The organism is Pseudomonas sp. NIBRBAC000502773 (genome assembly GCF_006517195.1).
GTDB lineage: Bacteria > Pseudomonadota > Gammaproteobacteria > Pseudomonadales > Pseudomonadaceae > Aquipseudomonas > Aquipseudomonas marginalis.
This window is the reverse complement of sequence record NZ_CP041189.1, coordinates 4,833,134-4,845,019: the sequence shown is the minus strand read 5'-3', so window position 1 is coordinate 4,845,019 and position 11,886 is coordinate 4,833,134. Positions and strand designations below refer to the sequence as shown.

Annotated in this window: 11 protein-coding genes; 6 read left to right on the top strand and 5 right to left on the bottom strand. The window is 61.4% G+C overall.

The annotated features are described in order from the left end of the window. Positions 1-144: 144 nt before the first annotated feature. Together NIBR502773_RS22345 and pcaR are read right to left on the bottom strand one after the other, a co-directional pair. Positions 145-1,485, bottom strand: coding sequence for an MFS transporter (locus tag NIBR502773_RS22345; RefSeq protein ID WP_141156955.1), 1,341 nt, complete (start codon positions 1,483-1,485; stop codon positions 145-147). A gap of 145 nt (positions 1,486-1,630) precedes the next feature. Beyond that, complete coding sequence (pcaR, locus tag NIBR502773_RS22340) at positions 1,631-2,473, bottom strand: pca regulon transcriptional regulator PcaR (protein WP_025855315.1); 843 nt, start codon at positions 2,471-2,473, stop codon at positions 1,631-1,633. A gap of 559 nt (positions 2,474-3,032) precedes the next feature. Here pcaR and NIBR502773_RS22335 point away from each other — a divergent pair. Together NIBR502773_RS22335 and NIBR502773_RS22330 are read left to right on the top strand one after the other, a co-directional pair. Then, positions 3,033-3,233, top strand: coding sequence for a hypothetical protein (locus NIBR502773_RS22335; RefSeq protein ID WP_003172389.1), 201 nt, complete (start codon positions 3,033-3,035; stop codon positions 3,231-3,233). A gap of 311 nt (positions 3,234-3,544) precedes the next feature. Then, positions 3,545-5,020 carry an inorganic phosphate transporter gene (locus NIBR502773_RS22330; protein ID WP_027604410.1) on the top strand — a complete coding sequence of 492 codons (1,476 nt, stop codon included), beginning with the start codon at positions 3,545-3,547 and terminating at the stop codon, positions 5,018-5,020. 135 nt (positions 5,021-5,155) lie between these two features. On the opposite strand, the gene ccoM is transcribed toward NIBR502773_RS22330, so the two are convergent. Together ccoM and NIBR502773_RS22325 are read right to left on the bottom strand one after the other, a co-directional pair. After that, complete coding sequence (ccoM, locus tag NIBR502773_RS31165; RefSeq protein ID WP_017530457.1) at positions 5,156-5,272, bottom strand: cytochrome c oxidase subunit CcoM; 117 nt, start codon at positions 5,270-5,272, stop codon at positions 5,156-5,158. A gap of 143 nt (positions 5,273-5,415) precedes the next feature. After that, on the bottom strand, positions 5,416-5,610 hold the full coding sequence (locus NIBR502773_RS22325; RefSeq protein ID WP_141156954.1) for a hypothetical protein: 195 nt from the start codon (positions 5,608-5,610) through the stop codon (positions 5,416-5,418). 100 nt (positions 5,611-5,710) lie between these two features. Here NIBR502773_RS22325 and NIBR502773_RS22320 point away from each other — a divergent pair, with 100 nt between their 5' ends. The 3 genes from NIBR502773_RS22320 to NIBR502773_RS22310 all read left to right on the top strand — a co-directional run bounded on the left by NIBR502773_RS22320 (position 5,711) and on the right by NIBR502773_RS22310 (position 8,322). Beyond that, entirely contained in the window at positions 5,711-6,583 is an 873-nt protein-coding gene (locus NIBR502773_RS22320) for a LysR substrate-binding domain-containing protein (protein ID WP_141156953.1), read from the top strand. Between the two features lie 90 nt (positions 6,584-6,673). Next, a complete protein-coding gene (locus tag NIBR502773_RS22315; RefSeq protein WP_141156952.1) occupies positions 6,674-7,144 on the top strand; it encodes a RidA family protein in 471 nt (156 codons plus the stop codon). Beyond that, positions 7,141-8,322 (top strand): aminotransferase class V-fold PLP-dependent enzyme, encoded by a 1,182-nt coding sequence (locus NIBR502773_RS22310; protein WP_141156951.1) that lies wholly within the window; start codon positions 7,141-7,143, stop codon positions 8,320-8,322. The genes NIBR502773_RS22315 and NIBR502773_RS22310 overlap by 4 nt, the downstream gene beginning before the upstream one ends. Here the strand turns inward: NIBR502773_RS22310 and NIBR502773_RS22305 are convergent. Then, positions 8,319-8,660, bottom strand: a complete 342-nt coding sequence (locus NIBR502773_RS22305) for an aspartate-semialdehyde dehydrogenase (RefSeq protein ID WP_065926412.1) — start codon at positions 8,658-8,660, stop codon at positions 8,319-8,321. The two genes, NIBR502773_RS22310 and NIBR502773_RS22305, sit on opposite strands and share 4 nt — an antisense overlap. Before the next feature lie 218 nt (positions 8,661-8,878). Here NIBR502773_RS22305 and rapA point away from each other — a divergent pair, with 218 nt between their 5' ends. Next, positions 8,879-11,725, top strand: a complete 2,847-nt coding sequence (gene rapA / locus NIBR502773_RS22300) for an RNA polymerase-associated protein RapA (protein WP_141156950.1) — start codon at positions 8,879-8,881, stop codon at positions 11,723-11,725. Positions 11,726-11,886 lie beyond the last annotated feature (161 nt).

Genomic DNA, 11,886 nt, shown 5'->3' with positions numbered 1-11,886 from the left:
GGTTGGACTCCCGGTGTGGATCGAAAAGGCGCTGAGGTGGCGCCGAAGTGCTTGAAGATTAAGCCGGGGAAATCGGCCAAACAATCCGATAATCGACTCAGCGTTCGATTATCGAACGGATTGTTGGCAGGCTATCGATTAGTCTCAGGTCGCATCCGCATGGCTGACCATGCCTTTGATCACCACGGCTGCCGTGGCCAAAGCGGCCGGAATCACCAGGGCGGTGAGCACCTGCTCGAAGTTCCAGCCCAGGCCGAGCAAGGTGGCGCCCATCCACGCGCCGAGGATCGCGCCGAAGCGGCCGATGCCGAGCATCCACGACACGCCGGTGGCACGGCCTTGGGTCGGGTAGAAGCGTGCGGCCAGGGATGGCATCGCCGATTGCGCACCGTTGACGCACATCCCGGCGACCAGCACCAAGGTGGCCAATAGGGTGATATTGCCCAGGCTCTGCCCCACCGCGTAGGCAAACACCCCGGCCAGCAGGTAGAAGGTGCCGATGACCTTGTGGGGATTGAACCGGTCCATCGCCCATCCCACGCCGACGGCGCTCAATACGCCACCAAACTGGAACAACGCGCCGATGAAGGCGGCCTGCTCCATGCTGGCGCCGCTGTCACGCATCAGGGTCGGCAGCCAACTGGTCAGCAGGTACACGATCACCAGGCCCATGAAGTACGTGAGCCACAGCAGCAAGGTGCCGGCGCTGTAGGTGCCCGAGAAAATCACCGCGAACACGTTGCGCGCCTTGACGGTTTTTTGTTCAGGCACGCTGAAGGCCGTGGCCTGGGCAACGATCGAGGGTTCGATGGGCGACAAGGTCTTGCGCACCTTGTCGACGCCTCGATTGCGCACCACCAGGAAACGCGCCGATTCCGGCAGCCACAGCATCAGCACCGCCACCAGGATCAACGGCAGGATGCCGCCGATCATCAACAAGGCGTGCCAGCCGAACGCCGGGATCAGCTTGGCCGAGATAAACCCGCCACCGGCCATGCCCAGGTTGAAACCACAGAACATGCTGGTCACCAATAGCGATTTGTGGCGTTCAGGGGTGTATTCGGAGAGCAAGGTCGTCGCGTTCGGCATGCCGGCACCCAGGCCCAGCCCGGTGAGAAAACGCAGCACCAGCAATTGGTCCACGTTGCTGCTGTAGGCCGAGGCCAGGCTGAAGGCGCCAAACACCAGCACCGCGCCCACCAGCACAACCTTGCGCCCGAAACGGTCGGCCAGCGGTCCGGAACCCAGGGCGCCGAATACCATGCCGATCAACGCAGCGCTCATCACCGGGCCAAGGCTGGCGCGGTCAATGCCCCAGTCCTGGGACAGCGCGGGCGCGATAAAGCCCATGGCGGCGGTGTCGAGGCCATCGAGGAAAACGATGAGGAAACACAGGATCACCACGCGCCACTGGTAACGGGACAGTGGCTGGGTGTTGATGAAGGACTGGACGTCCAGGGTCGTGCCGACAGAAGGTTGATTCATTATTCTTATTCCACACCGATGGCGGGCCAACGGCCTGGGGCCGTCATTATTATTGGGGCGCCCTCAAGAGCGCTGCCGCACAGTAATAAGCCGGGGGAAACATCGTCAATTGATCAAGCGGGGATCTGTGCGGTCACCGAACACCTTAAGCAAACAACTGCGCACTCAACTCACGGCTGGCACTGAGCATGCTCGGCAGGAAACGCTGCTCCAGTTCGCTGCGGCTGACCCGCCCAGCGTGAGTACTGACATTGAGCGCCGCCAGCACCTGGCCGGACGCGTCATACACCGGCACGGCGATGGAGCGCAGGCCCTGTTCCAGTTCCTGGTCGACAATGCACCAGCCCTGCTGCCGCACTTGTTGCAGGCATTCGAACAAGGCCTCGGGGGTGGTCAGGGTGCGGCTGGTCTTGGTTTGCAGGTCGGCATGGTCGAGGTAGTCCTGCAGCGAGGCGTCATCCAATGCCGCGAGCAGGATGCGGCCCATGGAGGTGCAATAGGCCGGCAACCGTCCGCCCACCGACAGGTCCACGGAAATCAGGCGCTGGGTGGTGGCCGAACGGGCGATGTAGAGGATGTCGTCGCCTTCGAGGGTGGCCATGTTGCAGGCTTCGTGCAGTTGCTCGCTCATGCGGTCCAGGTAAGGCTGGGCCGATACCGCCAATGGCGTGGAGGACAGGTAGGCATGCCCTAGGGTCAGGACTTTGGGCAGCAATGAATAGGTGCGCCCATCGGTGGTGGCGTAGCCGAGTTTGATCAGGGTATGCAGGCAGCGGCGTACGGCGGCGCGGGGGATTTCGGTGCGGTGACTGATCTGGGCGATGGTCAGGTGGCGCTTGCGCTCCTGGAACGCCTGCACCACGGCCAGGCCGCGAGCCAGCGAGGTCATGAAATCCGGATCACCGGTAAACGCCTGAATACGCTTGGCCGGCGAAGCAACGATCGGCGGCGCCACTGACGCGAAAGAGTTGCGCAATTGATCGTTCATGCCAGGTTCCTTTCTCTTATTGTCAACCACAGGGGATTGGGCTGCTATTACAAGCCGGGCCGGCCGTGGCGCACAAGGCACGCCCCGCAACATTGGGCGATTATCGGACAATCATGCGATTATCGCAATTCAGCACCGCACCTGGCAGATGTCCCAATCTCGCCATCCGATAATGTTAAGCCGGTCATTTAATAACGGTATCCCTTGTTGTATTTATGACGCCAGTTTTTCAGCAAATACCGACGCGTCCGCGTAACAAAACACTCACACAAAGTTGACGCTTTTTAACTTTATGCCGATAGTGTTATTCAAATGCGCCGCTATAATGCACCCTGTGCGGAGGTCAGCCCGGTTTGATATCGGGGCCGGAGCTCGCCAGACCATGCACAGGCCGTGCATGAACGGTCGCAACTACCTGCCTGCAATGACTGTCGCAACAGTGGCCTCTCGTTTCCATTTCAAACTTGAACACTTCATGGGTTCAATTTGGAACAACCCGAGGCGGCATTCAGGCATTAACGCTGCTACGTATTTACACTCAACTCAATTAGGTAACAATGTGACGAAAGATGAACTGCGCGCGGAACTTGAGCGCCAGGAGCAACGTTACAAGGATGTTTACGGCGGAGAAGTCACCACCTACGCCGCCCAGCCTGAACCGGAACGCAAACCATGGCGCAAGCGAGCCAGCCTGCTCGACCAGGCATTTGCCCAGGAAATCCAAAAGATTGAACAGGAACTCAAGGCCGAAGAGCCATAAGCGCTTCGGCTTGAGTCTTGGGTCCTGGCTGGAGTGCTGCCATTTAGCCAGCGCGCCGTCGGCCTCATCCCGCGATCGCCTGTAAAATTTCATACAAATGTTTCAGGCATGACGATTTGGTGACAAAACCCTGTCTTTTCAGCGCTGCGCGTTATAAATCAAAGACTTGCCAAAGCCCCGAAAACCCTGGGATTGCCAGCTTTCGCCCAGGGCGATTCGATGAAGATTGATACCGATGAGCAGCTAGTGCATCGATTACCGAGGTTTTCTGGCATAATCGCGCCCCCTTACGACCGGGTCAGAAAACCTTCATGATCGATTTATTCAGCGGACTGGATGCTTGGGTTCTCGTGAGCCTGTTGCTCGCCCTGGCCTTTGTCCTCGCCTTCGAGTTCATCAATGGCTTTCATGACACCGCTAACGCGGTGGCCACAGTCATCTATACCAAAGCCATGCCGCCGCATCTGGCCGTGTTCTTCTCCGGGGTGTTCAACTTCCTCGGCGTGTTGCTCGGTGGTGTCGGTGTCGCCTACGCCATCGTGCACCTGCTGCCCGTGGAGCTGCTGATCAATGTGAACACCGGCCATGGCTTGGCGATGGTCTTCTCGTTGCTAGCCGCGGCGATCACCTGGAACCTGGGCACCTGGTACTTCGGTATCCCCGCCTCCAGCTCCCACACCCTGATCGGTTCGATCCTCGGTGTCGGCCTGGCCAATGCCCTGATCAACGACATCCCCCTGGCTGACGGTGTGAACTGGCAGAAGGCCGTCGATATCGGCGCGTCCCTGGTGTTCTCGCCGATGGCCGGCTTCCTGGTCGCAGCCCTGGTGCTGATCGGCCTGAAATGGTGGCGCCCGCTGTCGAAGATGCACAAGACCCCGGACCAGCGCCGCAAGCTCGACGACAAGAAGCACCCGCCGTTCTGGAACCGCCTGGTCCTGGTGATTTCGGCAATGGCCGTGAGTTTCGTGCACGGCTCCAACGATGGCCAGAAAGGCATCGGCCTGATCATGCTGGTGCTGATCGGTATCGTGCCGGCGCAGTTCGTACTCGACCTGGGCAGCACCACCTACCAAATCGAGCGTACTCGCGACGCCACGCTGCACCTTAACCAGTTCTACCAGCGCAACCACGAGACCCTGGGTGAGTTCCTGGCCCTGGGCAAAAGCGTGAAAGACGACCTGCCGGGCAAGTTCCGCTGCAACCCGCAGCAGACCGAACCCACCATCAATGCGTTGCTGGATACCTTGAAAGGCGTCTCCGATTACCATTCCCTGAGTGCCGATCACCGCATCGAAGTACGCCGCTACTTGCTGTGCCTGGACGACACCGCGAAAAAAGTCGGCAAGCTGCCGGGCCTGGAAGCGCGTGAGAAGTCCGACCTCGACAAACTGCGCAAGGACCTCACCGCCACCACCGAGTACGCGCCGTTCTGGGTGATCCTCGCGGTCGCACTGGCCCTGGGCCTGGGCACCATGGTGGGCTGGAAGCGTGTGGTACTGACGATCGGTGAGAAGATCGGCAAGCAGGGCATGACCTATGCCCAGGGCATGTCGGCACAGATCACCACCGCCACCATGATTGGTTTTGCCAATATCTTCGCCCTGCCGGTCTCCACCACCCACGTCCTGTCTTCCGGCGTGGCGGGCACCATGGTCGCCAACAAAAGCGGCCTGCAAGGTGGCACGGTCAAGACCATCCTGATGGCTTGGGTGTTGACCCTGCCTGCGACCGTAGGCCTCTCGGCAGGCTTGTTCTGGCTGGCCTCCAAGGCCCTGGGCAACTGATCGCCAGGCGCTGACAAAAAAGGTGCGGCCTCTGTGAGGACCGCACCTTTTTTATGGACCAGAATTAAACACCCAAAAAAAAGGGCGACCGAAGTCGCCCAAAATGCCTTGCGTGCTCATGTAACCCGGAAAGACCTAAGGTTTTTTACGCTTGTTCGCGTCTTTCCAGATAAAAAATCCAAACCCTACAAAAAACAGCACCATGAGGCTTACAGTCAGCACTCCGGCGAATACCACATTATCGATAAACATGACCGGCCTCCTGCACTTGCCTTGTTGCGATAGGGCTAAGTTAATGGAGAAGGCGGATTGGAAAATTGACGGGGATCAATGTCGCCCGCGACGGGGCGTAAAGAAGGGTAATAACTGACCTGCATCAATAGATGCCGGCCGTTTTAACGCTTTTTGGGTTTGTTCTTTGATTTTTTCTTGGCTTTGCCTAAAGGCATCGCCTGTTCAAACGCCTGGCGCACTTCATTCAGGCGCTTGTCATTCAGGTCATGCACGCGCTTGGCGCGTTCAGCGTTCAGGTCGATCAGCTTGTCGTCATCACTCATGGCTTGGCTTACGTAGTGGCGAGTAAGGCTCAATAATGCGGACTCCTGCGCCCGACGGCAAATCAACCGGCGACAAAAGGCCGAGCGACACCCAAAATCGGCACTTTCCAACCACTCAAGGAGGCCCATCCAGGTGGCACTGCATAAGGATCTTCCGCCGCTGCTGGCCCTGCGCGCCTTTGAAGCCGTGGCCCGGCACTTGAGCTTTATCAAGGCCGCGCAGGAGTTGTCGGTAACCCAGAGTGCCCTGAGCCATCAGGTCCAAAAACTCGAACAGCACCTGGGTAAATCGCTGTTTATCCGACGCACCCGCGCGATCGATCTGACCGTAGACGGCCAGCAGTACTACGCCGAAATCCGTCCCGCCCTGGACGCCATCGCCGTCGCAACCCGCGCCCAACGGCTGGTACCCAGCGCCACGGTGTTACGTGTCGGCCTGCTGGCGTCTTTCGCCACCCTGTGGTTGGCGCCGCGCCTGGCCGGTTTTCTCAACCGCTATCCGCATATCCAGGTGGAGTTGCTGCCGGCGATTCAACTGGCAAACGTCGCGGCGGCCGAAGTCGACCTGGCCATTCGCTACGGCAAGGGCGACTGGCCCGACGTGCAGGCCACACGACTGATGCCGGAGGTGATCTCTCCGGTGTGCAGCCCGGCATTCAAGGCCAGCCAAGTGCACAACGGTGCGCTGTTGATGGCCACTTCGCACCGGCCTTTTGAGTGGACGGACTGGTCTGGGCATTATCAAGTCGACCTCAGACACCACCCGCGCGTCATGCTGCACGACTACAACATCGTGGTCGAAGCCGCGGTGGCCGGCCAGGGCATTGCCATGGGCCGTCATCGCTTGATCCAACGCAGGCTGGATGATGGCAGCCTGGTAGAAGCCTTCGATTGGCCGCCCTATCACAGCGAAATAGGCTACTGGTTGATTGCAGCGCAAGGCCCTGCCAGCGACGCCGCGCGGTGTTTCAGCGAGTGGTTGAAGGACGTCTGCCGCGACACGTGAGTTATTTCGATACGTCGAATGAGATCTATCCGTTTGTCGACACTCCCCCTGCCCCACATGCTGAAACCTCCTGACCCCAGAGGATTCACCATGAGCGACTCCCTCCGCCACCGCGTGCAAGCCCTCGGCCTGACGCTGCCATCACCCAGCCAGCCGATTGCCAACTACATCAACCATGTGGTCAGCCAGAACCAGCTGTTTATCTCTGGGCAAATCCCGCTGATAGACGGCAAGCCTGCCTACGTGGGCCGCCTGGGCGAATCCCTCAGCGAGGAAGAAGGGGTCCAGGCCGCGGAACTGGCTGCACTGGGCTTGCTCGCGCAATTGAGCGATGCCCTGGGCGATGACCTGTCGCGCCTGGTGCGCGTTCTGCGCCTGGGGGTGTTTATCGCCAGCAGCGGCGAGTTCCAGCGCCAGGGCGCGGTGGCCAATGGGGCGTCCAACCTGCTGGTGAATGCCCTCGGCGAAAAAGGCCGGCATGTGCGCACGGCAGTGGGCGTTTCAAGTCTGCCGGCCGGCGTGGCGGTGGAGGTTGACGGGATTTTCGAGTTGCAGCCGTGAGCCCGCTGCAAGTGCAACATCTGCGCGAGAGCACTCCCGGCTGCCAATCTGGCATCGTGCACTTCAACTCTGCCGGTGCCTCCTTGCCGAGCCAGGCGACCCTTGACGCCATCATCGACCAACTACAACGCGAAGCCCGCGACGGCCCGATGGAAGCCGGCGAGCATGGCGCGCTGCTGGTAGAAAAAGCCCGCCGCGCGGCCGCGCAGTTGCTCAACGCGCCCACCCCGTCGATTGCCTTTGCCAGCAGCGGCTCGACCGCCTGGAGCATGGCGTTCCAGGCCTTGGGCCCGTGGCAGCCGGGCGACCGCATTCTGGTAGGACGCCACGAATGGGGCGGCAACCTGGCGAGCATGCAGTTGGCGGTGCAAGCCGGCGCGCGGGTGGACGTCATCCCCTGCGATGCCACCGGCGCGGTGTGCCCCGTGGCATTGGAAGCGATGATCGATTCAAGGGTAAAGCTCATCGACCTCACCTGGCTCCCCGCCAACGGCGGCCTGATCAACCCCGCCCAGGCCATCGGTGAAGTGGCCAGGCGTCACGGGATCGCCTACTTTATCGACGCCGGCCAAGCCGTCGGCCAGGTGCCGGTGGACGTGCAGGCGTTGCAGTGCGATGTGCTCAAGGCAGCCGGGCGCAAGCACCTGCGCGGGCCACGGGGAACGGCGCTGCTGTATGTGCGGCCGGATTTCCTCCCGCACTTGAACCCCGCCCAGCGCGACGTGTTTTCCGCCCCCTGGAGCGCCGACGGTTTCGACCTGCGCAACGACGCCCGGCGCTTTGAGACCAGCGAGGTGTCCTTCGCCCTGTTGGCGGGCCTGGGCAATGCACTGCAGGAGATGAATCAGTTGGGGATCGAGCGTGTGTGGGAAAGGGTCACGTACACCAGCAGGCGAATCCGCGAAGCATTGCGCGGGATGCCGGGTATTTCCCTGCATGACCTGGGCACGCTTCAATCAGGCTTGATCGCCTTCAACCTCGCCGGCTGGGACGCCTTCGAACTCAAGCGGCAATTGGGATTGAAACGGATCAATATCGGCGCCAACGGTGTGGCCTACACCCCGTTGGATATGCAGGCCCGTGGCCTGAACAGTATTGCGCGGATCTCCGTCAGCCCGTTCAACAACGATCACGACATCGAGTTGCTGATGACGGCCCTGGGGGAACTGCGGGGCTAAACCTCGACGTCCACCCACAAGCCCTGGCGCGGCGCGTCTTCGATCAGCGGCACAACCGGTACGGTGTTGTCGGCATTGAGCAGGTCGCCCGGGATCGCCAAGTGCTGATCCGGGTCTTCATCGGCTTCGCGCCGGCGTTTCTGCTGTTCCTGCTGGCGGCGTTGTTCCTCGCGCAGCAAAAAAGTCGACTGCTCGGCATCGCCCTTTTTCAGGTCGATGGTGCTTTCGTTGGAGCCCGCTTGCACAGGGACCACGGGCGGAATATCGGGTTTCTGGCGGACCGGGTCGAGTTGCGACGTAACCGGTACGACGCTGACGGGCAGCATAGGTGGAAGCATGATAGTTGTTCTCCTGTCAGCAGGCTGTCGGCGGGCCGCGCGACGACTTGAGCGCAGGTTCGCCAACCTGTGACCCAGTCGACACTCACAAGTGCCCGCCACCCGTCGATTCAGCGCTCGCCCCGCCACTCAAACGGAGTAGTTTTTGTCAGAGTCCTTGGGCGTGAGGCCTTGTTCCGTTAACATAGTCGGCTTTTTCACGGCGGGAGTCAGGCAGCATGGCGCAGCAGTATCAACCGGGGCAACGCTGGATTAGTGACAGCGAAGCAGAGCTGGGGTTAGGCACCGTTCTGGCACAGGACGGCCGCTTGTTGACCGTGCTCTATCCGGCCACTGGCGACACCCGCCAGTATGCGCTACGGAATGCGCCCCTCACTCGCGTGAGGTTCTCGCCGGGTGACACCATCACCCATTTCGAAGGCTGGAAAATGACCGTGCAGGAAGTCGACGACGTCGACGGCCTGCTGGTCTACCACGGCCTCAATGGGCAGAACGAGCAGGTCACCCTGCCGGAAACCCAGCTCTCCAACTTTATCCAGTTCCGACTGGCCAGCGACCGTCTGTTCGCCGGGCAGATCGACCCGCTGGCCTGGTTCTCGCTGCGCTATCACACCCTTGAACACACCAGCCGCCAATTGCAATCCTCGCTGTGGGGCCTGGGTGGCGTGCGTGCGCAACCTATTGCCCACCAATTGCACATCGCCCGTGAAGTCGCTGACCGTATCGCACCACGGGTGTTGCTGGCGGACGAAGTGGGCCTGGGCAAGACCATCGAAGCGGGCCTGGTGATCCATCGCCAATTGCTGTCGGGCCGTGCCAACCGCGTACTGATCCTGGTACCGGAAAACCTGCAGCACCAGTGGCTGGTGGAAATGCGCCGCCGCTTCAACCTGCAAGTAGCGCTGTTCGATGAAGAACGCTTTATCGAAAGCGATGCCGCCAACCCGTTCGAAGACACCCAGCTGGCCCTGGTCGCGCTGGAGTGGCTGGTGGACGATGAGAAGGCCCAGGACGCGCTGTTCGCCGCCGGTTGGGACCTGATGGTGGTCGACGAAGCCCACCACCTGGTCTGGCATGAAGACAAAGCCAGCCCGGAATACAGCCTGGTCGAACAACTGGCCGAGGTCATCCCGGGCGTGCTGCTGCTCACCGCCACTCCGGAACAGCTGGGCCAGGACAGCCACTTCGCGCGCCTGCGCCTGTTGGACCCGAACCGTTTCCACGACCTGCACGCCTTCCGTGCCGAAAGCGAGAACTATCGCCCGGTGGCCGAAGCCGTGCAGGAGCTGCTCGACAAGGGCCGCCTGTCGCCCGCCGCGCACAAGACCATCCAAGGTTTCCTCGGCAACGAAGGCGAAGCGCTGCTGACCGCCGTCAACGATGGCGACGCCGAAGCCAGTGCGCGCCTGGTGCGTGAACTGCTCGACCGCCACGGCACCGGCCGCGTGCTGTTCCGTAACACCCGTGCCGCCGTGCAGGGCTTCCCGGAGCGTAAGCTGCACGCCTACCCGCTGCCGAACCCGGACGAATACCTCGAGTTGCCCCTGGGCGAACACGCCGAGCTGTACCCGGAAGTCAGCTTCCAGTCGCAACCGGACATCGACGAAGAAAACCGCTGGTGGCGCTTCGACCCGCGCGTCGAATGGCTGATCGACCAGTTGAAAATGCTCAAGCGCACCAAGGTCCTGGTGATCTGCGCCCACGCCGAAACCGCCATGGACCTGGAAGACGCCCTGCGCGTGCGCTCCGGCATCCCGGCCACGGTGTTCCACGAGGGCATGAACATCCTCGAGCGTGACCGCGCCGCCGCTTACTTCGCCGATGAGGAATTCGGCGCCCAGGTGCTGATCTGCTCGGAAATCGGCAGTGAAGGCCGCAACTTCCAGTTCTCCCACCACCTGGTGCTGTTCGACCTGCCGTCCCACCCCGACCTGCTGGAACAGCGGATCGGCCGTCTGGACCGGATCGGCCAGAAACATGTGATCGAACTGCACGTGCCCTACCTGGAAACCAGCCCGCAACAGCGCCTGTTCCAGTGGTACCACGAAGCCCTGAACGCGTTCCTTAACACCTGCCCGACGGGCAACGCTTTGCAGCACCAGTTCGGCCCGCGCCTGCTGCCGCTGCTGGAAAACGCCGACGACAGCGAGTGGCAAGCCCTGATCGACGAGGCCCGTGCCGAGCGCGAGCGCCTGGAGCAGGAATTGCACACCGGCCGCGACCGCCTGCTGGAGCTCAACTCCGGTGGCGCCGGTGAAGGCGATGCGCTGGTGGAGGACATCCTCGAGCAAGACGACCAGTTCGCCCTGCCGATCTACATGGAAACCCTGTTCGACGCCTTTGGCATCGACAGCGAAGACCATTCGGAAAACGCGCTGATCCTCAAGCCCAGCGAGAAAATGCTCGACGCCAGCTTCCCCCTGGGCGACGACGAAGGTGTGACCATCACCTACGACCGTAACCAGGCGCTGTCCCGTGAAGACATGCAGTTCATCACCTGGGAACACCCGATGGTGCAGGGCGGCATGGACTTGGTGCTGTCCGGCTCCATGGGCAACACCGCCGTGGCGCTGATCAAGAACAAGGCGCTCAAGCCGGGCACCGTGTTGCTGGAGCTGCTCTACGTCAGCGAAGTGGTCGCGCCCCGTGCGCTGCAACTGGGCCGTTACCTGCCACCGGCGGCACTGCGCTGCCTGCTGGATACCAATGGCAACGACCTGTCCGGCCGCGTCTCGTTCGAAACTTTGAACGACCAGCTGGAAAGCGTGCCACGGGCCAGCGCCAACAAGTTCGTGCAGGCCCAGCGCGATCAACTCACACCGCGGATCAATGCCGGTGAAGAGAAGATCACGCCGCGTCACGCCGAACGTGTGGCCGAAGCCAAGCGTCGCCTGGCGGCAGACACCGACGAAGAACTGGCGCGCCTGACCGCGTTGCAAGCGGTCAACCCGACTGTTCGCGACAGCGAGTTGGTCGCCCTGCGCAACCAACGTGAGCAAGGCCTGGCCATGCTCGACAAGGCGGCGCTGCGACTGGAAGCCATTCGGGTGTTGGTAGCGGGTTGATTACCGCCCTGCCCAGTTGAATAGAGGCCCGCGCAATGCGGGCCTTTTTCATTCACTTGAGAACAGCGTTGGCGTTGCGGGCCTCATCGGGGGCAAGCCCCCTCCCACATTGATCGGTGACCGACATGACAACGCGGTCTACTGTGGGAGGGGGCTTGCCC